The 22,866-nt window shown below is 49.2% G+C and carries 22 protein-coding genes; 19 read left to right on the top strand and 3 right to left on the bottom strand.

From position 1 onward, the window contains the following. Positions 1-7 precede the first annotated feature (7 nt). Positions 8-1,342: a galactarate/glucarate/glycerate transporter GarP gene (garP, locus tag LY264_RS02950; RefSeq protein WP_008785890.1), complete on the bottom strand. Its 1,335-nt coding sequence runs from the start codon at positions 1,340-1,342 to the stop codon at positions 8-10. A 405-nt stretch (positions 1,343-1,747) separates the two neighbouring features. On the opposite strand from garP, the gene garD reads away from it, so the two are divergent. From garD to LY264_RS02915, 7 genes are all read left to right on the top strand, one after another. Next, positions 1,748-3,319, top strand: coding sequence for a galactarate dehydratase (gene garD / locus LY264_RS02945; RefSeq protein ID WP_048215479.1), 1,572 nt, complete (start codon positions 1,748-1,750; stop codon positions 3,317-3,319). Between the two features lie 355 nt (positions 3,320-3,674). Further along, positions 3,675-4,934, top strand: a complete 1,260-nt coding sequence (locus tag LY264_RS02940) for an ABC transporter substrate-binding protein (RefSeq protein ID WP_048225679.1) — start codon at positions 3,675-3,677, stop codon at positions 4,932-4,934. 78 nt (positions 4,935-5,012) lie between these two features. After that, on the top strand, positions 5,013-5,957 hold the full coding sequence (locus LY264_RS02935) for a carbohydrate ABC transporter permease (protein ID WP_048215478.1): 945 nt from the start codon (positions 5,013-5,015) through the stop codon (positions 5,955-5,957). A 9-nt stretch (positions 5,958-5,966) separates the two neighbouring features. Beyond that, complete coding sequence (locus LY264_RS02930) at positions 5,967-6,791, top strand: carbohydrate ABC transporter permease (protein ID WP_003024907.1); 825 nt, start codon at positions 5,967-5,969, stop codon at positions 6,789-6,791. 11 nt (positions 6,792-6,802) lie between these two features. Continuing rightward, a complete protein-coding gene (locus LY264_RS02925) occupies positions 6,803-7,909 on the top strand; it encodes an ABC transporter ATP-binding protein (RefSeq protein WP_042311210.1) in 1,107 nt (368 codons plus the stop codon). A gap of 36 nt (positions 7,910-7,945) precedes the next feature. Then, positions 7,946-9,202 carry a Gfo/Idh/MocA family protein gene (locus LY264_RS02920; RefSeq protein WP_048225681.1) on the top strand — a complete coding sequence of 419 codons (1,257 nt, stop codon included), beginning with the start codon at positions 7,946-7,948 and terminating at the stop codon, positions 9,200-9,202. 18 nt (positions 9,203-9,220) lie between these two features. Continuing rightward, a complete protein-coding gene (locus LY264_RS02915) occupies positions 9,221-10,141 on the top strand; it encodes an ROK family protein (RefSeq protein ID WP_008785896.1) in 921 nt (306 codons plus the stop codon). A 37-nt stretch (positions 10,142-10,178) separates the two neighbouring features. Here LY264_RS02915 and agaR read toward each other — a convergent pair whose 3' ends face one another. After that, positions 10,179-10,949, bottom strand: coding sequence for a transcriptional repressor AgaR (gene agaR, locus LY264_RS02910; protein ID WP_003024920.1), 771 nt, complete (start codon positions 10,947-10,949; stop codon positions 10,179-10,181). 324 nt (positions 10,950-11,273) lie between these two features. Next, the gene (locus LY264_RS02905; protein WP_048225683.1) at positions 11,274-12,080 is read right to left on the bottom strand and encodes a DeoR family transcriptional regulator; all 807 of its coding nucleotides are present in this window, start codon (positions 12,078-12,080) and stop codon (positions 11,274-11,276) included. A gap of 267 nt (positions 12,081-12,347) precedes the next feature. Here LY264_RS02905 and kbaZ point away from each other — a divergent pair, with 267 nt between their 5' ends. The 12 genes from kbaZ to LY264_RS02845 all read left to right on the top strand — a co-directional run bounded on the left by kbaZ (position 12,348) and on the right by LY264_RS02845 (position 22,778). Beyond that, a complete protein-coding gene (gene kbaZ / locus LY264_RS02900; protein WP_048225685.1) occupies positions 12,348-13,625 on the top strand; it encodes a tagatose-bisphosphate aldolase subunit KbaZ in 1,278 nt (425 codons plus the stop codon). Between the two features lie 19 nt (positions 13,626-13,644). Next, positions 13,645-14,118: a PTS N-acetylgalactosamine transporter subunit IIB gene (agaV, locus tag LY264_RS02895; protein WP_003024925.1), complete on the top strand. Its 474-nt coding sequence runs from the start codon at positions 13,645-13,647 to the stop codon at positions 14,116-14,118. 10 nt (positions 14,119-14,128) lie between these two features. After that, entirely contained in the window at positions 14,129-14,908 is a 780-nt protein-coding gene (agaW, locus tag LY264_RS02890; RefSeq protein ID WP_003839998.1) for a PTS N-acetylgalactosamine transporter subunit IIC, read from the top strand. Beyond that, complete coding sequence (gene agaE, locus LY264_RS02885) at positions 14,898-15,776, top strand: PTS N-acetylgalactosamine transporter subunit IID (RefSeq protein WP_003024929.1); 879 nt, start codon at positions 14,898-14,900, stop codon at positions 15,774-15,776. Before agaW ends, agaE begins: the two co-directional genes overlap by 11 nt. Positions 15,777-15,792: 16 nt before the next feature. Further along, positions 15,793-16,227: a PTS galactosamine/N-acetylgalactosamine transporter subunit IIA gene (gene agaF / locus LY264_RS02880; protein ID WP_038634146.1), complete on the top strand. Its 435-nt coding sequence runs from the start codon at positions 15,793-15,795 to the stop codon at positions 16,225-16,227. Further along, entirely contained in the window at positions 16,224-17,357 is a 1,134-nt protein-coding gene (nagA, locus tag LY264_RS02875) for an N-acetylglucosamine-6-phosphate deacetylase (RefSeq protein ID WP_048225687.1), read from the top strand. The genes agaF and nagA overlap by 4 nt, the downstream gene beginning before the upstream one ends. Positions 17,358-17,659: 302 nt before the next feature. Next, a complete protein-coding gene (locus tag LY264_RS02870; RefSeq protein ID WP_048225688.1) occupies positions 17,660-18,814 on the top strand; it encodes an AgaS family sugar isomerase in 1,155 nt (384 codons plus the stop codon). A 12-nt stretch (positions 18,815-18,826) separates the two neighbouring features. Continuing rightward, positions 18,827-19,702: a tagatose-bisphosphate aldolase subunit KbaY gene (kbaY, locus tag LY264_RS02865; protein WP_048225690.1), complete on the top strand. Its 876-nt coding sequence runs from the start codon at positions 18,827-18,829 to the stop codon at positions 19,700-19,702. Positions 19,703-19,887: 185 nt separating this feature from the next. Further along, complete coding sequence (agaB, locus tag LY264_RS02860) at positions 19,888-20,364, top strand: PTS galactosamine transporter subunit IIB (protein ID WP_048225693.1); 477 nt, start codon at positions 19,888-19,890, stop codon at positions 20,362-20,364. Positions 20,365-20,418: 54 nt separating this feature from the next. Beyond that, positions 20,419-21,225 carry a PTS galactosamine transporter subunit IIC gene (gene agaC / locus LY264_RS02855; RefSeq protein ID WP_048225694.1) on the top strand — a complete coding sequence of 269 codons (807 nt, stop codon included), beginning with the start codon at positions 20,419-20,421 and terminating at the stop codon, positions 21,223-21,225. After that, on the top strand, positions 21,215-22,006 hold the full coding sequence (gene agaD / locus LY264_RS02850; RefSeq protein WP_048225696.1) for a PTS galactosamine transporter subunit IID: 792 nt from the start codon (positions 21,215-21,217) through the stop codon (positions 22,004-22,006). Before agaC ends, agaD begins: the two co-directional genes overlap by 11 nt. 52 nt (positions 22,007-22,058) lie before the next feature. Then, positions 22,059-22,778, top strand: coding sequence for a galactosamine-6-phosphate isomerase (locus LY264_RS02845; protein WP_048225698.1), 720 nt, complete (start codon positions 22,059-22,061; stop codon positions 22,776-22,778). Positions 22,779-22,866 lie beyond the last annotated feature (88 nt).

Raw genomic sequence — 22,866 nt, 5'->3', positions numbered from 1 at the left:
CCTTTGTTTATTTCTGCAATTCCATACGTTTAATGTCACCGACAATAAACAGGTAGCAAACCATTGCCATCAGCGCCGAGCACCCTACAAACATCAGCGCAGCATTAAATGAGTGCAGCTCGCTCACCAGATACCCAATCACCAGCGGGGTGACGATGGAAGCCACGTTGCCAAATACGTTAAATACCCCACCGCACAGACCGACAATCTCTTTCGGCGCGGTATCGGAAATCACCGGCCAACCCAGCGCGCCGAAACCTTTACCGAAGAACGCCAGCGCCATCAGCGCCACCACAAGAGCGGTATTATCGGTGTAGTTACACAGAATAATGGTCGATGCGAGCAACATGCCGAGCACTATCGGCAGCTTACGCGCCAGGGTAATGCTGAAACCACGTTTAATCAGATAATCAGAGAACACGCCGCCGAGCACGCCACCGAAAAACCCGCACAGTGCCGGAATCGAAGCCACCAGGCCCACTTTCAGAATCGACATACCTTTTTCCTGAACCAGGTAAATCGGGAACCAGGTGAGAAAAAACCAGGTAATTGTGTTGATAAAATACTGGCCAAAGAACACACCAAGCATCATACGGTTCGTGAGCAACTGCTTGATATAATGCAGTTTAGGACCACCTGACTTCACATCGCCCGGCTTTTTATGGTCCATATCCACGACCGCGCCGTTTTCAGAGATAAACTTCAACTCTTCTTGCGACATGCGCGGGTGATCGGTTGGGTTATGAATAAACTTTACCCACAGTCCGGTAAGCACAAAACCAATCACGCCCATCACGGTAAAGACGTGCTCCCAGCCCCAGGCGAAGGTCAGCCAGCCGAGCAGCGGGGAAAACAGCGCCAGGGAGAAATACTGTGCGGAGTTAAAAATCGCGGATGCCGTGCCACGCTCCTTCGTTGGGAACCAGGCCGCCACGATACGGGCATTAGCCGGGAAGGATGGCGCTTCCGAGAAGCCCAGCATAAAGCGCATGATGAACATTGAAATCCCCGCCCAGGCCAGCGGGAACATGTCCACAAAGCCCTGCAGGAAGGTAAACAGTGACCAGAAGAACAAACTGTAGGTGTAGACTTTCTTCGAGCCGAATTTATCCAGCAGCCAGCCGCCGGGGATTTGCATCAACAGGTAAGCCCAGCCGAAGGCGGAGAAAATGTAACCCATTGAGATGGCGCTGAGATGTAACTCTTTCGCCACTTCAGTTCCGGCAATAGACAGCGTCGCACGGTCCGCATAGTTAACGGCTGTAACAATAAATATTATCAGCAATATTAAATAACGGGTGTGCGTACCTTTCTTTTTCTCGACAACTGTATCCAATATCATTCTATTTACCTCGGGCACATAAAAGGTTTTTATTATTATTTTGTGGGTATTTCTCGTGATAAATTACCGATAATAAAAATAGATAATAATTTATCAGGCGTTATGAAACCGTGATTTAGTATAATCATCAGCACAACGTTAATCATTGTGCAAACGCTCATTAAATTAGCGTTGTTCAATTAATGTTTTGGGCATATGCACACATGCTTGGGCGCTAATGCACACATTTACGTATTGCTACCCCTGGTGACCCGGCCTTGCTGAGTTTAAGTGATCATCGTCACATTCTTCACGTCAAACTCCTGACATTCTTATTTCACGATACCGAATCTTTATTACTTAAAATTAGATTCAAAATATAAATATCCACACTATTATCACCACCTTGTTGGAGAATACTGGACAATGGCCGACATCGAAATCAGACAAGAATCGCCAACGGCGTTTTATATTAAAGTTCACGAAACAGATAATGTGGCGATAATTGTCAATGACAATGGTCTGAAAGCCGGAACGCGTTTTCCGGACGGACTGGAACTCATTGAACATATTCCCCAGGGTCATAAAGTGGCGCTATTGGATATTCCTGTTCATGGCGAAATCGTGCGTTATGGCGAAGTGATAGGCTATGCCGTTCGCGATATCCCACGCGGCAGCTGGATTGATGAATCAATGGTTGAGCTGCCCAAAGCCCCGCCGCTGGAGACGCTGCCGCTGGCAACTAAAGTGCCAGAGCCGCTGCCACCGCTAGAGGGCTATACCTTCGAAGGTTACCGCAATGCTGACGGTAGCGTAGGTACCAAAAATCTACTCGGTATCTCCACCAGCGTGCACTGCGTAGCGGGCGTAGTGGACTATGTGGTGAAAATCATTGAGCGCGATCTGCTGCCTAAATACCCGAACGTTGACGGTGTGGTGGGGCTCAATCACCTGTACGGCTGCGGCGTGGCGATCAATGCTCCAGCCGCCATCGTGCCGATTCGCACCATTCACAATATTGCGCTTAACCCGAATTTTGGCGGTGAAGTGATGGTCATCGGCCTCGGTTGCGAAAAACTGCAGCCGGAGCGGCTGCTGGAAGGCACGCACGATGTGAAAAGTATTCCGGTCGACAGCGCCAGTATCGTCAGCCTCCAGGATGAAAAGCACGTCGGCTTTCAATCGATGGTCACCGATATTCTGCAGGTGGCCGAACATCATCTGGCAAAGCTCAATCAGCGCCAGCGTGAAACTTGCCCGGCTTCAGAACTGGTGGTCGGCATGCAGTGCGGCGGTAGCGATGCGTTTTCCGGCGTGACGGCCAACCCGGCGGTGGGTTATGCCTCCGACCTGTTAGTACGCTGCGGCGCGACCGTAATGTTCTCTGAAGTAACCGAAGTGCGCGATGCCATCCACCTTCTGACCCCACGTGCGATTAACGAAGAAGTAGGTAAACGCCTGCTCGAAGAGATGGCCTGGTACGATAACTACCTTGATATGGGCAAAACGGATCGCAGTGCCAACCCTTCTCCGGGCAACAAGAAAGGCGGTCTGGCAAACGTGGTGGAAAAGGCGCTGGGTTCGATTGCCAAGTCTGGCAAGAGCGCGATTGTCGAAGTATTGTCGCCGGGCCAGCGTCCAACCAAACGTGGCCTGATTTACGCTGCAACCCCCGCCAGTGATTTTGTTTGCGGTACACAGCAGGTCGCTTCCGGGATCACCGTGCAGGTGTTCACCACCGGTCGCGGTACGCCGTATGGTCTGATGGCCGTGCCGGTGATTAAAATGGCGACACGCACCGAGCTGGCCAACCGTTGGTTTGACCTGATGGACATTAACGCGGGCACCATCGCCACCGGAGAAGAAACCATTGAAGATGTGGGTCTGAAACTGTTCGAATTTATTCTCGACGTCGCCAGCGGGCGTAAGAAAACCTTCTCGGATCAGTGGGGACTGCATAACCAGCTGGCGGTGTTTAACCCGGCGCCAGTGACCTGATTATCGAAACGAAAGCCAACGAAAAAACGGGGATTTATCCCCGTTTTTTATGTCTATGTAACAACAAATAAAGTGATAACGTTCGCATTTTAAGAGGTTTTTTTAAACATCTGTTTTTTTCGATTCAAACCCACAAAATAAACCTAACAACATGAAATTAAACGAAATAACATCACCATTGTTTTATGTTATATTTTCGTTTTGATAAAAGAGAAACCTACCGAAAGACGACCTTGTTTTAATGCGATAATCCCCTATTTTTTACCGCTTTGACTTTCTCCGATGTAAAACAGATTATTCATAGGCTCCTGTAATTTACCTCATAAGCATTCTGACCTGAATAAAGAGGGAAGTTATGTATACCCTGAATAAAAATAATGTCGCTTTGGCCTGTCTTATTTCCTGTTTACTGGCAACTCCTGTCGTAGCGAGTGCTGAAGGCCAATCGGACGCAAAGCCTGTTAAATTACGCTACACGTTATGGGACCGTAATCAACTCCCTGGCGAACAACAGCTCGTTAATGAATTCGAAAAAAACAACCCTGGCATCAAAGTCGAAATTGAATTAACACCTTATGACCAATATTTTATCAAGCTAAGTTCAGCAGTCGGTGGAAATGTAGCACCGGATGTATTCTGGATGAATATGCCTAATTTCCAGCAATATGTTAAAAATGGCATGCTGGAACCACTGAGCAATTATCTGAAAGAGAAATCAGCGCCGAAACTGGATGATTTTGTTAAAAGTTCAGTCGATGCCTATCAATACCAGTCGCAGCAATATGCCATCCCAAGGGATATTGATGCAATTGCCGTCTGGTACAACAAAAAAATGTTCGATCAGGCTGGCGTGAGCTATCCCGATAAAAACTGGACATGGGACGATTTAAAACAAAAATCAGTGCAGTTGCGTAAAGGGCTGGATAAACAGTCTTATCCACTGGCAATGGAATTCAGCAGCGGACAGGACAGTTATTTTAACCTGCTATTACAGGCTGGCGATAAGATTGTCCTGCCTGAGGGCAAAACGGATGTTGCCAATGACAAAGCCATCGCCGTCTATCGCGATGTTCAAGGCATGCTGAACGCGGGACTAATCCAACCGCCAGGCGAGATGGAAGCCTCGGATGTCTTCCAGTCAAACCGGGCTGCCATGGTCTACGCAGGCTCATGGTGGGCATTACCCTTCTCTCAAAATGAGCTGATTAAGGATCACATCGGCGTGGTACCAATGCCTAAAATGGCAGAGCAGGCAGGTGTATCCCATAGCCTGGCATTTGCCATGTCAGCAAAAAGTCAGCATAAAGATGCGGCGTGGAAGTTCATTGAGTTCATGAGTTCTGAGCATGCGCAGCAGACGCTGGCTACGGGAAAAGTCGTGATCCCCGCTAACCAAAAAGTGGCCAAAGAGTGGGCTGAAGGCTTTAAGGGTATTGATGTTTCAGCCTATATCGATTCATTGGCTTTCTCACATAAATATCCAACCGCAGGCTCCAATACCGCCAAGTGGAATAGCATCCTGAATGATGGCTTGAAAAAAGTCTGGACGGGTACTGACCCAGAAAAAGTCATGCCTGGTGTTGCAAAACGCGTTGAACGAGAAATGCAGAAATAATCCTGAGGGAGCCATGCTCCCTCTCGCTTTCGCCCACGCAATATATTTTGGTTGCACAGTGAGCATCCCGGAGTCTGTATGAGCTATTCAGATGAAGCTGCATCCCCACAATTACCAGCCAGGGAAGTGCATAAAAAATCCCTGACCAAGCTGGAAAAAGAAGAACGCTTCTGGGGATGGATAATGATTATGCCGTTACTGGCGGGGTTAATTGTTTTTTACTTTACTCCATTCTTCCAGAACGTTTTTTATAGTTTCACCGACCTGGGCGAGTTTCAGATCTGGACGACGATCAGCTTAGATAACTATATTAATTTATTCAGCGATGATGAGTTTCGTTCAGCAATATATAACACCCTGGCCTATGTTTTTATTTGCGTACCGATAATCACCATTTTGTCATTACTGCTCGCAATTGGCCTGAATCAGGCGATTCGCGGTCAGTGGTTGTTTCGCACACTGTTATTTCTACCCGCTGTCACTATGCCTGCGGCCATTGCTATGGTCTGGCAGTGGTTGATGAACCGAAACTTCGGCTTAATTAATCAGATCCTGGCTTTTTTCGATCTTCCGGCCATCGGTTGGTTATCCGATCCCGATGTCGTCCGTCTGAGCGCCTCGTTGGTTATCATCTGGTCGGCTATTGCGCTGAAGATGATCATTCTGCTCGCTGGATTGCAGGGGATCCCCAAACAAATTTATGAAGCGATGTCGCTGGATGGCATCAGCAAATTGCGTGGATTCTGGTCTATTACCTTACCGCTAATGATCCCAACGCTGTTTTTCGTACTGGTGATCTCTTTTATCGAAACGCTGCAAATTTTCGATGTGGTTTATCTGCTGTTTGGCAGTTCATCCATGGTGGACGATCAGACGATGACCATCGCCTATCTCTTCTATAAATACGCCTTTATCTACCATGAAAAAGGGTATGCCTCAGCAATCGCCGTGGTGATTTTCGTTATCACGATGGTCCTGACGCTGCTGCAAATATGGATTGGTAAACGACTTAAAGCACAGTGAGGCACCACGATGTTCATGACAAAACGTGAAAAATGGCTAATTTACGGCTTGATGATCCTCGCGACGCTGGTAACGGTGGTTCCGTTTATCTGGATGATCATCACCTCTTTTAAAACCCAGGCAGAAAGCATCGCCTTTCCGCCGATACTGCTACCCGCCAACCCAGGGTTTCAGGCTTACGGTAAAATCTTGCATGAAATGCCTTTTGGCAGCTTTTACTTTAACTCGATCGTCTCCACGCTGGTCATCGTCATTTTGCAGACGCTGATTGCGGCAATGGCAGCGTACGGTTTCTCCCGACTGCGTTTCAAAGGACGAGATGTCCTGTTTATGCTGTGTATTTCAATTCTGATGGTGCCCGGTCAGATCTTTTTAATCCCACAGTTTTTAACCGTTGAAAAAATCGGTTTGCTGAACTCAATTCCTGGACTGGTGCTACCGGGCTTATTCAGCATATATAGCGCCTTTTTATTACGTCAGTTTTTTCTGTCAGTACCTAAAGAACTGGAAGAGGCAGCCATTATGGATGGGTATAACCATCTGACTATTTTCTTCAAAATTATGCTGCCATTAATTAAACCGGGACTGATTGCCTGCGTCATTATTAACGGATTGTGGAGCTGGAATAATTTAATGTGGCCGCTGATCGTCAACACCTCCATGGATAAAATGACATTACCAGTAGGATTAGCCTCACTTTCTGGCCGCTCAGGCGTGGAATATCCGATGTTAATGGCGGGCGCATTGCTGGCGATTATCCCGATGTTGTTACTTTATATCTTCTTCCAGCGCTATTTTATTCGCGGCATCGCTGGTGCCGGAATTAAAGGATAAGGGGCAGTGTTATGTCAGGTATTCAATTACAGGCAGTAAGCAAAGTCTATCCCAATGGCTTTCAGGCGATCCATGGCGTTGATCTTGAAATCCACGACGGCGAATTCATGGTGTTTGTCGGGCCATCAGGCTGCGCCAAATCAACGCTGCTACGCATGATTGCAGGTCTGGAAGATATCACTCATGGCCATATCGCAATCGGAGAGAAGTGCGTCAACGACCTGCTACCAAAGGAGCGAGGCGTTGCCATGGTCTTCCAGAATTATGCCCTCTATCCCCACATGACGATTTATAAAAATATGGCATTCAGTCTGTTAGGGAAAATGAGCAAAGAAGAGATTGATATCCGCGTCCGGGAAGCTGCACACAAGCTGGAAATCGAAACATTGCTCGACAAAAAGCCCGGTCAGCTTTCAGGCGGTCAATGCCAGCGCGTAGCCGTTGGCAGGGCCATCGTGCGTAAGCCAGACGTTTTTTTGTTTGATGAGCCGCTGTCCAACCTGGATGCAAAACTGCGTGTTTCAATGCGCGTGCGGCTGACAGAACTGCATCGACAACTGCGTCACGAAGGCGTGAGCGCAACCATGGTGTACGTCACGCACGATCAGATTGAAGCGATGACGATGGGAGACAGGATTTGCGTTCTAAATGGCGGTCGTATTATGCAGGTGGATACCCCAGGGAATATTTACCATCACCCCAGGAATAAATTTGTTGCTGGTTTTATTGGTAATCCGGCAATGAATATTATGCTGCTTGATATTGACCCCAGCACTCGTGGCCTGCGCCTGGCTGATAATTTAATCCTGCCATTAAATACGCGCTTGAGTAACCTACTGGAGCAATATCCGCACTCCAGCGTCTGGTTTGGCATCCGCTCAGAGGCCATTCAGTTAGCCTCGCAGCATGATGCCTCGGCGTTCGATGCGCACATTACCAACGTAGAAAGGATGGGCAACGAAGACCTTCTGCATTTTGATATTGGTGAGCAACATATGATCTTACGTATTAACTCCTCACCCGACTGGACCCCACTTCCCGGTGAATCTATCAAAGTGAAATTTAATCTGGAAGCCGCCTTTTTGTTTGATAAAAAACATGAAGAAAATTTGGTCTGACCGTTATTCAGGCTAAGTGAAAAATGAGAGGTTTATATGTGTGCGAATAAAGTGACCGTATTAGTGGTAGGGGCTGGTGCGCGCGGAGAAATATATTCTCGCTATGCGCTTGAACATCCAGACAGAATGCAGGTGGTAGGCGTTGCCGAGCCCAGAGAGGCATACCGCCAGCAGTTTGTCGCACAGCATAAGATTGACCCAAATAACGTGTTTTGCGACTGGCAAGAAGCTGCGGCCCAACCCAAAATGGCCGATGTGGTACTTATTTGCACGCAGGATAATATGCACAAAGATCCTGCCGTGGCGTTTGCTAATCTCGGCTATCACATTCTGCTGGAAAAACCGCTCGCCCCTACGCCAGAAGATTGCCGGATCATTATTGATGCGGTCAAACGCAACAACGTATTACTGGCCGTCGCGCACGTCCTGCGTTACACCCGCTATACGCAAAAGCTGAAATCACTGCTTGATGATGGCGTAATTGGCGATATTGTCAGCATGCAGCATCTCGAACCCGTAGGTTACTGGCATCAGGCGCACTCGTTTGTACGTGGTAACTGGCGCAATGAAGCAGAATCGTCATTTATGTTGTTACAGAAATCCTGTCATGATTTGGACTGGATCCGCTACATCATGAGCGACAACTGCCAGGACGTAGGATCATTTGGTAGCCTGAGTCACTTTGTGAAAGAGAATAAGCCTGCTGGTGCCGCCGACCGCTGCCTTGATTGTCGGGTTGAAGCAACCTGTCCCTGGTCTGCCTGCAAAATTTATCTGGGTGAAAACCACAAATGCACTCCACACTTCCGTCGGGTGCTGACTGCAGATCCTAGCGAAGAGAATGTTCGCCAGGCGCTGCGCGATGGGCCTTATGGTCGTTGCGTTTATCGTTGTGATAATGATGTGGTGGATCATCAGGTTGTTAACTTACGTTTTGCCCACCAACAGACAGTGACCTTTACCATGACCGCGTTTACCAAAATGGAAGATCGAAAAACGCGCCTGTTTGGCACCAGAGGTTATCTGGAAGGTGATGGCGAGCAAATCCGGGTGTTTGATTTCCTGACAGACAAAGAAACAGTGCATCAGATCGAGGAGATCGCCGCTGGCACACAAACCCAGATGGGGGGGCATGGTGGTGGCGATTACTATCTGATGGATCGCTTTATCCACGCAGTGATGGCCAACGATCAAAATATGATTCTTTCTGGCCCAGATGAATCACTGGAAAGTCACTTAATGGTCTTTGCCGCAGAGCGCGCTCGCAAGGAAAACTGTCTGGTTACGCTGTGAAGCCGGAGGAGATGAGGCATGTTTTACGGTGTTGATATTGGTGGAACCAAAACTGAAATTGTCGCTTTTGATAAGGAAATGCAAGTTTGCTGGCGTAAGCGCGTTGCCACGCCAGTGCAGGATTATGAACTCTTTCTTTCGACCTTTACTTCACTTATTGATACCGCCGACTGGGCGACTGGAACGCAAGGAAAAATTGGCATCGGCATGCCCGGTCTTATGGACAGACATACCGGAAAATTACTGTCATCTAACGTGCCATGCCTCACAGGACGCCAGGTGATGAACGATCTGGCCCACCGCCTCAATCGTTCGGTTGAACTGGACAATGACTGCTGCTGTTTTGCACTCTCGGAAGCCCATACCCAGCAGGCTCGCCAGTTCTCCCGAATTTTTGGTGCCATTATTGGCACCGGCATGGGTGGAGGGTTAGTCATTGACGGTCAGTTGTATCGGGGTCGCAACCGAATGGCCAGTGAGTTCGGCCATTTACCGCTTCCGGCAACGTTTATGCGTCGTTATCACTTGCCGGAGTTGAAGTGCGGCTGTGGCTTACAAGGGTGTCTGGAACGCTATCAATCCGGTCCTGGTTTACTGTGGCTCCACAAACACTTCAGTGGAGAACAACTCAAAATGGAGACCCTGCTGGAGCATTATCGTCATGGCAATGCCAGCGCCGTTACAACCATAGAAGCATGGATTGATATGTTGGGTTGTACGCTGGCGCAATTGCAGTTGATTCTGGATGTCGATGCTTTTGTTCTCGGCGGTGGAGTTTCCAACATCGAGGAAATTTATACGTTGCTGCCGCAGGCCATGTCACGTTACTTGTTCCCGGGATTAGAGCCTGCCCGCGTATTCCCGGCCATCCATGGTGCATCCAGCGGGGTTCGCGGTGCCGCATTGCTGCTGGTTGAACAGGGTACGCTGACCCACTAAAACACTGCTGGCGAGAAAATCTCGCCAGCAATTTCAGTTATTCATCCGCAATCACCACATCCACCCCAAGCTGGATTAACGTCCGGTGATAATTTTCAGGGATACCGCTGTCGGTAATCACCCGGTCAATCCCGCTGATTTCGCTAATCATACAGAAACTTTTGCGGCCAAACTTGCTGGAGTCAGCGACTACCGTGACCTCCTGTGCAACCTCACACATTACCTGATTCAGATGTGCTTCTCCCGGATGTGGCGTGGTAATCCCCGCTTCCAGGCAGAATCCATCAACGCCCAAAAAAAGCTTATCAAACCGGTATTGTCTGAGCTGGTGTTCTGCTGAAGGGCCATACAATGAATAGACGCTTTGCCTGACGTTCCCTCCCAGGATCATGACGTCTACGCGCTCAAAATTCGCCAGTTCCCACGCAATGTTGAGCGCATTGGTCATCACCACCAGATCGCGGCGATTCTTTAACATTGGAGGAATGAGCGTGGTGGTCGAACCGGAATCGAGGATTAACGTGTCACCATCTTTCACAAAGCTGGCTGCTTTTTCGGCAATACGCGTTTTCACATCGCGATTCAGCCGGTCCTTATCCTGCAAAGGCCGGTCAAGGGCGAAGTGCTGATTGAGAACCGCACCGCCGTAGGAGCGCATGACGCATCCTTTCTGCTCCAGATAACGTAAGTCGTTGCGGATCGTGACCGATGACACACCAAAATGGACGCTCAGTGGCTCGACACGAACGCTACCCTGATCGCACAGCAGATCAATTATTTGCTCGCGACGTCTTAAGTTATCCAGCATTTCTATTGCTCCATCAAATATTCATGTTGTTTTGTTTTAGCGCTTTAGCACTTTCGTTTTCTTTTGAATATATTACATCAGAAGCAATAAGGTGAATTTGTGCGCACAGACTCAGCGTTTAATTTAACCAAAACTGACTATTTTCTTTCGTTTTAGCAAACCGAAACGAAGAAAACCGAAAAAATGAAAAGACTCAAAACGGGTAAGATGCGAGAAAGAGACGGGAAGCATGCAAAAAAACGAAAGCGAGCTACTAAAAAAGCTCGCTTATGGTTTGTTTTTGTTTAATTGAATGGGATCACATTTTTGAATTTTAGAGCGGGACTACTCAACAATGATCACTTCAACACCGCTGCGGCGTAGTTCCTGCAAGCTCTCCTCTGGGATATCTTCATCAACAATGATGGTATGGATCCTCTGGGTATCAATGATCTTATGCAGGCTGGAGCGGTTAAACTTCGTCGAGTCGGTAACAACAATAATACGTTCAGCCACTTCACACATCCGACGGTTGAGACGCGCTTCATCTTCGTTGTGCGTACTAACACCACGCTCTAAATCAATAGCATCAACGCCAAGAAACAGCATGTCGAAGTGATAATTTTGTAGCGACTGCTCAGCCTGATCGCCATAAAACGATTGTGACTGACGACGTAAATGACCGCCGGTCATCAGCAGCTCAACCCCTTCGGCTTCCAGTAGCGCATTGGCGACATTCATACCGTTGGTCATAGCAATGACATTAGTATGCTGGCGCATCAGGCGGGCAATTTCATAGGTCGTGGTACCGGAGTCAAGGATCACGCGGTGTCCCGGTTGAATCAGCTCTGCGGCTGCTCTGGCAATACTGCGTTTTACTGCCGTATTAAGTGAACTCTTATCTTCAACAGAAGGCTCCACAACAGGCGCATTGCTTTCGCAAATCAGCGCTCCGCCATAGGCACGTACCGCAATCCCCTGCTTTTCCAGAAAAGCGAGGTCGTTGCGAATAGTGACCGTGGAGACGCCAAAAAATAAGGAGAGATCGTTAACCTGAACGCTTCCCTGCTGCCGTAACCGCTGGATGATCTGCTCACGTCTTTCGCTGGTGCCAATAACGCGCTTATCTGCAGAGGACTCGGTGTTACTCATAAGAAATCCTTTAGTTGAACCTTTCGTTTTATTTCGTTTTATCTATTAACGCCTTTCTTTTACGCGAATGCAAGCCCCGCAAGCAGGGAAGAGCCGGACGAACTTACGCTGAAACCTTTCATTGCGTTTCTTTTGTGAAACAGATCGGAAAACTATTATCTTTCGTTTTATTTTTATAACACCATGATGCAGTATTAAATGAAACAAAACGAAAGATTGATGTCGCAGTAATCTGACCTGGAGAGGAAAGTGAAACATCTAACTAAAATGGTCGAGCAGCATAAACGGGGGAAGGCAAACGGGATTTATGCCGTTTGTTCCGCGCATCCAATCGTACTGGAAGCCGCAATACGCTACGCCCATGCCAATCATACACCGCTGTTGATCGAAGCAACCTCTAATCAGGTTGACCAGTTTGGCGGCTATACAGGTATGACGCCAGCCGATTTTCGCAGTTTTGTCTGCCGATTAGCCGACTCGCTTGATTTTTCTCAGGATATGCTGATTCTCGGCGGAGACCATCTCGGGCCAAACCGTTGGCAAAATCTGCCTGCGGAACAGGCAATGGCCAATGCTGACGATCTGATTAAGAGCTATGTCGCCGCAGGCTTTAAAAAAATCCACCTCGATTGCAGCATGTCTTGTGCCAACGACCCGGTTCCACTGACGGATGAAATCGTCGCTGAGCGCGCCTCACGCCTGGCCAAAGTCGCCGAAGAAACCTGTATGGCACATTTTGGCGAGTCTGACCTGGTCTATGTGATTGGCACAGAAGTTCCGGTTCCTGGTGGCGCACACGAAGCGTTAACCGAACTGGCGGTAACAACGCCGGATGCCGCACGTGCAACGCTGCAGGCCCACTATCACGCCTTTGAAAAGCGCGGGCTGGAAGGTATATGGGCACGTATTATCGCCCTGGTCGTGCAACCTGGCGTTGAATTCGACCACACGCACATCATTGATTATCAACCGCAGAAAGCCGTGGCACTCAGCAAAATGGTGGAAGACTACGACACGCTGGTTTTTGAAGCGCATTCTACCGATTACCAAACGCCACAGTCCTTGCGCCATCTGGTGATAGACCACTTCGCTATTCTGAAAGTGGGACCCGCGCTTACCTTCGCCCTGCGCGAAGCGCTGTTTTCGTTAGCTGCCATTGAAGAAGAATTGCTGCCTGCAAAAGCCAGCTCGGGCCTGCGACATGTGCTGGAAAGCGTAATGCTTGATAGACCAGAGTACTGGCAGAGCCATTATCACGGTGATGGCAACGCACGCCGTCTGGCCCGTGGATACAGCTACTCTGATCGGGTTCGTTACTACTGGCCGGACAGCCAGATTGATGAAGCATTTGAACGTCTGGTACGTAACCTGGCGGACGACCCTATTCCACTACCGCTGATTAGCCAGTATTTACCCTTGCAGTACGTAAAAGTGCGCGAGGGAGATCTCAGCGCCACGCCGCGAGAACTCATCATTAACCATATTCAGGACATACTGCAGCAATATCACTGCGCCTGCCTGGGTGCTCCAGATCGTAACGCATAACAAAAAAGAGAAAAATACCATGCCAAACATTGTATTAAGTCGCATTGATGAACGTCTGATTCACGGTCAGGTTGGTGTGCAATGGGTCGGGTTTGCGGGGGCAAACCTGGTGCTGGTCGCTAATGATGAGGTGGCTGAAGATCCAGTGCAGCAAAACCTGATGGAAATGGTACTGGCAGAAGGGATCGCCGTACGTTTCTGGTCACTACAAAAAGTGATCGACAATATTCACCGTGCCGCCGATCGCCAGAAAATCCTGTTGGTCTGCAAATCGCCTGCGGATTTCTTCCGTCTGGTCGAAGGCGGTGTTCCTGTTAACCGAATCAACGTTGGCAATATGCACTACGCCAACGGCAAGCAACAAATCGCCAAAACGGTTTCTGTAGACGCTGCCGATATTACGGCGTTCAACGGGCTCAAAGCCGCTGGAGTGGAATGCTTCGTTCAGGGCGTTCCAACAGAACCCGCCCAGGACCTCTATAAACTTCTCTGAGGGATTCACAATGGAAATCAGTCTGTTGCAGGCTTTTGCGTTGGGTATTCTCGCCTTTATTGCAGGCCTGGATATGTTCAACGGGTTAACGCACATGCACCGCCCGGTTGTTCTCGGGCCGCTGGTCGGCCTGATTCTGGGCGATCTGCATACCGGTATTTTAACAGGTGGTACGCTGGAACTGGTGTGGATGGGTCTGGCCCCACTGGCGGGAGCTCAGCCACCAAACGTGATTATCGGCACTATCGTGGGAACCACGTTTGCCATAACGACCGGGGTGAAACCTGAAGTTGCCGTAGGTGTGGCGGTACCGTTTGCCGTAGCAGTACAGATGGGGATTACCTTCCTGTTCTCTGTGATGTCCGGGGTGATGGCTCGCTGCGATCGCATGGCAGCGAATGCCGATACCGCCGGGATTGAGCGAGTCAACTATCTGGCGTTGCTCGCGCTGGGGACCTTCTACTTTTTATGCGCGTTCCTGCCGATTTACTTTGGCGCGGAACATGCCAAAACCGCGATAGATGTTCTGCCGACGCGTCTGATTGACGGCCTGGGTGTGGCAGGCGGCATCATGCCAGCTATCGGCTTCGCCGTACTGCTGAAAATCATGATGAAAAACGTCTATATCCCCTATTTCATCCTGGGTTTTGTCGCCGCAGCCTGGCTCAAACTCCCTGTGCTGGCGATCGCCGCCGCAGCACTGGCAATGGCGCTGATCGATTTTCTGCGTAAATCACCTGAACCTACAGCTCCCGCAGCACAAAAAGAGGAATTCGAAGATGGCATCTAATCAAACGGCTCTGCCGAACGTTTCCGAAACCGAAGAAACGCTGCTGTCAGGCACCAATGAAAACGTCTACGAAGACCAGAATATCGGTGCCGAACTGACGAAAAAAGATATCAACCGTGTTGCCTGGCGTTCAATGCTGTTGCAGGCCTCTTTTAACTACGAACGTATGCAGGCATCAGGATGGCTGTACGGCCTGTTACCTGCTCTGAAAAAGATCCATACCAATAAGCGCGATCTGGCGCGTTCGATGAAAGGCCATATGGGCTTCTTCAACACGCACCCGTTCCTGGTCACGTTTGTTATCGGGATTATCCTGGCGATGGAACGCTCCAAGCAGGATGTGAACAGTATTCAAAGTACCAAGATTGCCGTGGGTGCGCCGCTGGGCGGCATCGGTGATGCCATGTTCTGGTTAACGTTACTGCCTATTTGCGGCGGTATCGGTGCCAGCCTGGCGCTGCAAGGCTCTATTCTTGGCGCAGTTGTCTTTATTGTTATGTTCAACGTGGTTCATCTTGGTCTGCGCTTTGGGCTGGCACACTATGCTTATCGAATGGGTGTTGCTGCCATTCCGCTGATTAAAGCTAACACCAAAAAAGTTGGACATGCGGCATCCATCGTAGGGATGACGGTGATCGGTGCGCTGGTAGCGACCTATGTTCGCCTGAGCACTACGCTGGAAATCACAGCTGGCGATGCGGTAGTGAAACTGCAAACAGACGTGATAGACAAGCTGATGCCTGCATTTTTGCCGTTGGTCTACACATTGACCATGTTCTGGCTGGTCCGCCGTGGCTGGAGTCCTCTGCGCCTTATCGCCATTACCGTGGTGCTCGGCGTCGTAGGTAAGTTCTGTCATTTCCTGTAAATATAAGGGGTTGTAGATGTTAGGTATTATTTTGACGGGTCATGGCGGGTTTGCCAGCGGAATGGAAAAAGCGATGAAACAGATTCTGGGTGAACAGACTCAGTTCATTGCCATCGACTTTCCAGAAACCTCTACCACTGCCTTACTCACTTCGCAACTTGAACAGGCGGTGAGTGAACTGGATGCGCAGCAAGATATCGTGTTTCTGACAGACCTGTTGGGCGGGACGCCATTTCGCGTCGCTTCCACGCTGGCGATGCAAAGGCAAGGCACTGAAGTGATCACCGGTACCAATCTGCAACTGCTCCTGGAGATGGTGCTGGAGCGTGACGGCCTGAGCAGCGAAGCGTTTCGTTTGCAAGCGCTGGAGTGCGGGCACCGGGGTTTAACCAGCCTGGTGGACGAACTGGGACGCTGCCGTGAGGAAAAGCCCGTTGAGGAAGGGATATGACACAGCTACTGCGCGCCAGACGTCTACTGACAGAACAGGGCTGGCTGGACGATCATCAATTGCATGTTGAAGACGGTATCATTGCGGCAATAGAGCCAATTCCTTCCGGCGTTATGGTCCGCGATGCTGAACTGCTCTGTCCGGCATACATTGATACCCACGTGCACGGGGGCGCGGGTGCCGATGTGATGGATGAAGCACCGGATACGCTCGACAAACTGGCGATGCACAAAGCACGTGAAGGGGTAGCCAACTGGCTACCCACTACCGTCACCGCTCCACTACCGGATATTCACAAGGCGCTTGAGCGTATCGCCCATCGCTACCATTTCGGAGGGCCCGGCGCACAGGTGCTGGGCAGTTATCTTGAAGGCCCGTACTTTACGCCGCAGAACAAAGGGGCGCACCCGCCTGAGCTTTTCAGGGAACTGGAACTCAGTGAACTGGATGAACTGATTGCGATTTCCCAGCAAACATTGCGCGTCGTTGCGCTGGCACCAGAAAAACCCGGTGCATTGCAGGCCATCGAACATCTGAAGCAGCGCAACGTACGGGTGATGCTGGGACACAGCGCAGCTACCTGGGAACAAACCCGCGCAGCCTTTGACGCCGGCGCTGACGGACTGGTTCACTGCTATAACGGTATGACCGGTTTACATCATCGGGAGCCAGGAATGGTTGGCGCAGGCTTAACCGACCCTCGCGCCTGGCTGGAACTTATCGCTGACGGACACCATGTCCACCCGGCGGCCATGAAGCTTTGCTGCTGTTGCGCCAAAGACAGACTGGTGCTGATCACCGATGCCATGCAGGCTGCAGGAATGCCAGACGGATGCTATACGCTCTGCGGTGAGGAGGTTGAAATGCACAGTGGTATTGTGCGTACCGCTTCCGGTGGCCTGGCTGGTAGCACGCTCTCGGTTGATGCAGCCGTACGTAATATGGTCGAGCTCACCGGGATAACGGCAGAAGAGGCAATTCATATGGCCTCACTCCACCCCGCACGTTTGTTAGGTATCGATCGCCTACTGGGATCGTTAGCAGTGGGAAAACGAGCCGACGCGATCGCGCTTAATAGCGGGCTATATTTACAACAGATTTGGATTCAGGGTCAGGCTCTCCCCCTTTAGACCTTTCATTTTGCATCCCGTTGGCCTGCGGTCTTCGATCGCAAGGCCTTTCTTTTCCTTTCGCTTATGGAAATACCGATCCACATCGCAATCAACCTCTTCTTTATAGATCAATAAGATAACCATATCCTTCGTTCTCACGATCACAAATTTCGTTTTATTTCCTTTTGGATTATTGCTCTTTCGATTTCTTTCCTATAGATTTTAATCAATCGACAAGATGAACAAGTGAAACGAAACGAAAGATAGCGACATTCTCGCCAGCGTCTTATGTGGAATTTACAAGACTAAGGACTTAAGTTATGCCAGAAACCTATACCCCTGTTACCGCGGTAACGGGCACCTGGACCGAAGAAGAGATCCGTCAACAACCAGCCAGTTGGATCCGTTCCCTTACGAATATCGACAACATTCGATCTGCCATTGACAGCTTTCTCGCACCATTACTGCGCAAAAACGATCTGCGGATCATACTGACCGGGGCCGGAACATCAGCATTCATTGGCGACATCATCGCCCCCTGGCTGGCAAGCTATACCGGTAAAAACATCAGCGCTGTACCGACCACCGATCTGGTCACCAATCCGATGGATTACCTGAATCCCGCACATCCGCTGCTGCTCATTTCTTTCGCTCGCTCAGGTAACAGCCCTGAAAGTGTTGCTGCGGTAGAGCTGGCTAATCAGTTTGTGCCTGAGTGTTATCACCTGCCAATCACCTGTAACGAAGCAGGTAGCCTGTATCAAAACGCAGTTGCAAGCGACAATGCTTTTGCTCTGCTAATGCCCGCAGAGACACATGATCGTGGTTTCGCGATGACCAGCAGCATTACCACCATGATGGCCAGCTGCCTGGCAGTATTCGCCCCGGAGAAAATCAACAGTCAGACCTTCCGCGACGTGGCCGATCGGTGCCAGGCGATCCTGACTTCACTGGGCGATTTCAGCGACGGCGTATTTGGCAATGAGCCCTGGAAACGGATCGTCTACCTCGGTAGCGGTGGATTACAGGGCGTCGCGCGTGAATCGGCCCTGAAAGTCCTGGAGCTGACGGCAGGCAAACTGGCTGCATTCTATGACTCCCCGACAGGTTTTCGTCACGGTCCGAAGTCACTGGTTGATAACGAAACTCTGGTAGTAGTCTTTGTTTCCAACCATCCCTATACACGTCAATACGATCTCGATCTGCTGGCAGAGTTACGCCGCGATCGGCAGGCATTGCGGGTTGTCGCGATTGCCGCACAAACCCATGAGGTGATTGAAGCTGGCCCACATATTCTGCTGCCACCAGCACGCACTTTCATCGATATGGAATTGGCGTTCTGCTTCCTGATCTACGCCCAGGTCTTTGCTTTAACGCAATCCATCAATATCGGCAATACACCGGATACGCCTTCTGCCAGCGGCACTGTGAACCGCGTTGTACAGGGCGTTGTTATTCATCCCTGGAACGCCTAAAAGGATCGTTTTATGAGCATTATTTCCACGAAATACCTCCTGCTGGATGCACAAAAAAAGGGCTATGCCGTACCCGCCTTCAACATTCATAACGCCGAGACGATCCAGGCGATCCTTGAAGTGTGCTCTGAAATGCAATCGCCGGTGATCCTTGCCGGGACGCCAGGCACCTTTAAACATATCGCGCTGGAAGAGATCTACGCGCTGTGCAGCGCTTATTCCATCAGCTACGGAATACCGCTTGCGCTGCACCTCGATCACCATGAGTCGCTGGACGATATCCGTCGTAAAGTGAATGCAGGAGTGCGCAGCGCAATGATTGACGGCAGCCACTTTCCGTTTGAAGAAAACGTGAAGCTGGTGAAATCCGTTGTGGATTTTTGCCATGCCAAAGATTGCAGCGTGGAAGCTGAGCTGGGCCGCCTCGGTGGCGTAGAAGATGATATGAGCGTGGATGCAGAAAGCGCCTTCCTAACCGATCCACAAGAAGCTAAACGGTTTGTTGAGCGTACTGGCGTAGATAGCCTTGCTGTTGCCATCGGCACAGCACACGGCTTGTACACCAAAACGCCCAAAATCGATTTCCAGCGGCTGGGTGAAATTCGTGAGGTGGTGGATATTCCGCTGGTGCTGCATGGCGCAAGCGATGTCCCTGACGAATACGTCCGCCGCACGATCGAGCTTGGCGTTTGCAAAGTTAATGTGGCTACCGAACTGAAAATCGCTTTTGCCGATGCGGTCAAAGCATGGTTTGCGGAAAATCCGCAGGGCAACGATCCTCGCTATTACATGCGGGTCGGTATGGATGCTATGAAAGAGGTGGTACGTAGCAAAATCACTGTATGCGGGTCAGCAAACAAATTGATGGCTGCCTGCGAATCATCATAACCATCGTTATATTTCTTTTTTATTCACGAGTGCTATCTGCGTAATGTCAGGTAGCACTCATTATTCGAATAATAGAGGAGATGTATTTTTTAATTATGCTGAATGAATTTTCAAATGTGATACTGCAATAATAATATATTTCAATAATCTATATTATTCAATCTTTTTATGGTGAGGATTTAAGTATGAGTGGTCCAAATATTCTATTAACCCGCATTGATAACCGATTAGTACATGGGCAAGTTGGTGTCACATGGACATCCACAATTGGTGCGAACCTGTTGGTCGTTGTTGATGATGACGTTGCTCAAGATGAGATTCAGCAGAAATTAATGGGCATTACTGCTGAAACTTACGGTTTTGGCATCCGTTTTTTTTCCATAGATAAAACCATAAACGTTATCGGTAAGGCCGCGCCACATCAGAAAATCTTTCTGATTTGCCGAACACCACAAACGGTAAGACGATTGCTTGAAGGCGGTATTCAACTTAATGACGTCAACGTAGGCAATATGCATTTTTCTGAAGGTAAAAAACAGATTAGCAGCAAAGTTTACGTCAACGGACAAGATCTTGACGACCTTCAGTTTATAAAAAAACAGGGTGTTAATATCTTTATTCAGGATGTCCCTGGTGATCAAAAAGAACAGATCCCTGATTAAAAGGCTCGGCAACTTTTTCAAAATAAAAGGATTTATTTACTTGAGGTGATCTATATGCATGAAATAACCCTTATTCAGGGTATATCCCTGGCTGCATTAGTTTTCTTGTTGGGAATTGATTTTTGGCTGGAAGCCTTATTTTTATTCAGACCGATTATTGTATGTACTTTAACTGGCGCAATTCTGGGTGATATTCACATTGGCTTGATAACGGGTGGTTTAACCGAGTTGGCTTTTGCCGGCCTGACCCCCGCAGGAGGTGTACAGCCACCTAATCCAATCATGGCCGGTTTAATGACCACGGTTATCGCATGGTCTACCGGCGTGGATGCCAAAACGGCCATCGGCCTTGGTTTGCCCTTCAGCCTTCTAATGCAATACGTAATATTATTCTTTTACTCAGCATTCTCTCTGTTCATGGCAAAAGCCGATAACTGCGCGAAAGAAGCAAACACAAGCGCATTTACGCGTCTGAATTGGCTGACAACACTGATTGTTGCTTCTTCTTACGCCATCATCGCCTTCCTGTGTACATATCTGGCGCAGGGCGCTATGCAGTCACTGGTAAAAGCCATGCCCGCCTGGTTAACACATGGATTTGAAGTGGCCGGAGGCATTTTACCCGCAGTCGGTTTTGGTTTGTTACTCCGCGTGATGTTCAAAGCACAGTACATACCTTATCTGATTGCTGGCTTCCTCTTCGTTTGCTACATCCAGGTCAACAACCTTCTGCCCGTCGCCGTATTGGGCGCAGGCTTCGCCGTATATGAGTTTTTCAATGCAAAAGCCAAACAGCAGGCTCAACCTCAGCCTGTAGCCAATAAAAACAATGAAGAAGAGGACTATAGCAATGGGATCTGAAATCAGTAAAAAAGACATTACTCGCCTTGGCTTTCGCTCGTCACTTCTTCAGGCCAGCTTTAACTATGAAAGGATGCAGGCAGGTGGTTTTACCTGGGCTATGCTCCCGGTACTAAAAAAAATCTATAAGGACGATAAAGCCGGTCTCAGTGCGGCGATGAAAGATCATTTAGAATTTATTAATACCCACCCTAACCTGGTCGGTTTTCTGATGGGATTGCTGATCTCAATGGAAGAAAAGGGAGAAAACCGCGACACCATTAAAGGCTTGAAAGTCGCGTTGTTCGGGCCTATCGCGGGGATCGGTGATGCTATTTTCTGGTTCACCTTACTGCCTATTATGGCTGGTATCTGCTCCTCTTTCGCCAGCCAGGGAAACATACTGGGCCCTATTTTGTTCTTCGCCGTTTATTTGATGATCTTTTTCCTGCGTGTCGGCTGGACGCATGTCGGTTATTCAGTAGGGATTAAGGCTATCGATAAAGTCCGGGAAAATTCGCAGATGATTGCCCGCTCAGCGACGATTCTTGGGATCACCGTTATTGGCGGACTTATCGCGTCCTATGTGCACATTAACGTTGTAACGTCTTTTGCAATCGATAGCACCCACAGCGTGGCATTGCAGCAGGATTTTTTCGATAAAGTATTCCCGAATATTTTACCGATGGGATACACATTACTGATGTACTACCTGTTGCGGGTGAAAAAAGCACATCCAGTACTGTTAATCGGCGTGACGTTTGTACTGTCTATTATCTCGTCAGCACTTGGCATTCTTTAAACGAAAAGAGGATGAAGCGGCCTGCAACATCCTCCTTCAAAGGACTCAAAAAATGCAATATACCCAGTACTGCGACAATTATGACGTATTAAGCGATCGCGCCAGCGAACAGCTAATTACGCTGATACAGAACAAACCTGATGCAACCATCTGTCTGGCAACAGGAGGCACACCGCTTCTCACCTATCGCTACTTTGTCGAAAAAATTAACCAACGTAAGATCGCTCTTGAGCAGGTAGTCTTTGTGAAACTGGACGAGTGGGTCGGTATTCCGCTGAACTCACCAGCAACGTGTGAATCTTTCCTGCAACAACACATCGCTCAACCGTTGGGTTTACGAGCAGAACAACTGGTCGGTTTTCAATCTGAAAATGTTAACGAGCAGGAATGTAAACGCATCACAGAGATTATTGCCAGCCGGGGCGGCCTCGATTTATGTGTGCTGGGAATCGGAAAAAACGGCCATTTGGGGTTGAATGAACCCGCAGAGCTCCTGGAACCGTTTTGCCATATCAGTGTACTTGATGAAAAAACGCGCCATCATGACATGTTAAAAACGGCTGCCAATCGCGTAACTCGCGGCATTACGTTGGGGTTGAAGGACATCCTGAATGCGAAAGAGATCTTGCTGCTGATAGCCGGTGAGGGGAAGTGCGACGCGGTAGAAAAATATCTGTCCGCCACCATTACTACTACTATTCCTGCTTCATTTTTATGGCTACACCGCAATGTGAGTTGCCTGATTGACGGCTCGCAATATCCTGATAAGTAAAGTTTACAGCACTTACCACATCCCCCTTTGTTGCCCCAACGCGTTGCAGTTTGCCTTTTAGCTGCAACGCTTTCAGTAAGTTCTTCCG

The organism is Citrobacter portucalensis, from assembly GCF_023374935.1.
Lineage (GTDB): Bacteria > Pseudomonadota > Gammaproteobacteria > Enterobacterales > Enterobacteriaceae > Citrobacter > Citrobacter portucalensis.
This window is presented reverse-complemented; position numbering and strand designations above follow the sequence as displayed.

Excerpts from the sequence above, each read along its gene's own strand:
- agaD (WP_048225696.1), top strand. The coding sequence starts at position 21,215 with ATGGGATCTGAAATCAGTAAAAAAGACATTACTCGCCTTGGCTTTCGC.
- LY264_RS02940 (WP_048225679.1), top strand. The coding sequence starts at position 3,675 with ATGTATACCCTGAATAAAAATAATGTCGCTTTGGCCTGTCTTATTTCC.
- LY264_RS02870 (WP_048225688.1), top strand. The coding sequence starts at position 17,660 with ATGCCAGAAACCTATACCCCTGTTACCGCGGTAACGGGCACCTGGACC.
- agaV (WP_003024925.1), top strand. The coding sequence starts at position 13,645 with ATGCCAAACATTGTATTAAGTCGCATTGATGAACGTCTGATTCACGGT.
- garP (WP_008785890.1), bottom strand. The coding sequence starts at position 1,342 with ATGATATTGGATACAGTTGTCGAGAAAAAGAAAGGTACGCACACCCGT.
- garD (WP_048215479.1), top strand. The coding sequence starts at position 1,748 with ATGGCCGACATCGAAATCAGACAAGAATCGCCAACGGCGTTTTATATT.
- agaF (WP_038634146.1), top strand. The coding sequence starts at position 15,793 with ATGTTAGGTATTATTTTGACGGGTCATGGCGGGTTTGCCAGCGGAATG.
- LY264_RS02935 (WP_048215478.1), top strand. The coding sequence starts at position 5,013 with ATGAGCTATTCAGATGAAGCTGCATCCCCACAATTACCAGCCAGGGAA.
- LY264_RS02925 (WP_042311210.1), top strand. The coding sequence starts at position 6,803 with ATGTCAGGTATTCAATTACAGGCAGTAAGCAAAGTCTATCCCAATGGC.
- agaW (WP_003839998.1), top strand. The coding sequence starts at position 14,129 with ATGGAAATCAGTCTGTTGCAGGCTTTTGCGTTGGGTATTCTCGCCTTT.
- kbaZ (WP_048225685.1), top strand. The coding sequence starts at position 12,348 with ATGGTCGAGCAGCATAAACGGGGGAAGGCAAACGGGATTTATGCCGTT.
- LY264_RS02905 (WP_048225683.1), bottom strand. The coding sequence starts at position 12,080 with ATGAGTAACACCGAGTCCTCTGCAGATAAGCGCGTTATTGGCACCAGC.
- agaC (WP_048225694.1), top strand. The coding sequence starts at position 20,419 with ATGCATGAAATAACCCTTATTCAGGGTATATCCCTGGCTGCATTAGTT.
- agaR (WP_003024920.1), bottom strand. The coding sequence starts at position 10,949 with ATGCTGGATAACTTAAGACGTCGCGAGCAAATAATTGATCTGCTGTGC.
- agaE (WP_003024929.1), top strand. The coding sequence starts at position 14,898 with ATGGCATCTAATCAAACGGCTCTGCCGAACGTTTCCGAAACCGAAGAA.
- kbaY (WP_048225690.1), top strand. The coding sequence starts at position 18,827 with ATGAGCATTATTTCCACGAAATACCTCCTGCTGGATGCACAAAAAAAG.
- nagA (WP_048225687.1), top strand. The coding sequence starts at position 16,224 with ATGACACAGCTACTGCGCGCCAGACGTCTACTGACAGAACAGGGCTGG.
- LY264_RS02845 (WP_048225698.1), top strand. The coding sequence starts at position 22,059 with ATGCAATATACCCAGTACTGCGACAATTATGACGTATTAAGCGATCGC.
- LY264_RS02930 (WP_003024907.1), top strand. The coding sequence starts at position 5,967 with ATGTTCATGACAAAACGTGAAAAATGGCTAATTTACGGCTTGATGATC.
- LY264_RS02920 (WP_048225681.1), top strand. The coding sequence starts at position 7,946 with ATGTGTGCGAATAAAGTGACCGTATTAGTGGTAGGGGCTGGTGCGCGC.
- LY264_RS02915 (WP_008785896.1), top strand. The coding sequence starts at position 9,221 with ATGTTTTACGGTGTTGATATTGGTGGAACCAAAACTGAAATTGTCGCT.
- agaB (WP_048225693.1), top strand. The coding sequence starts at position 19,888 with ATGAGTGGTCCAAATATTCTATTAACCCGCATTGATAACCGATTAGTA.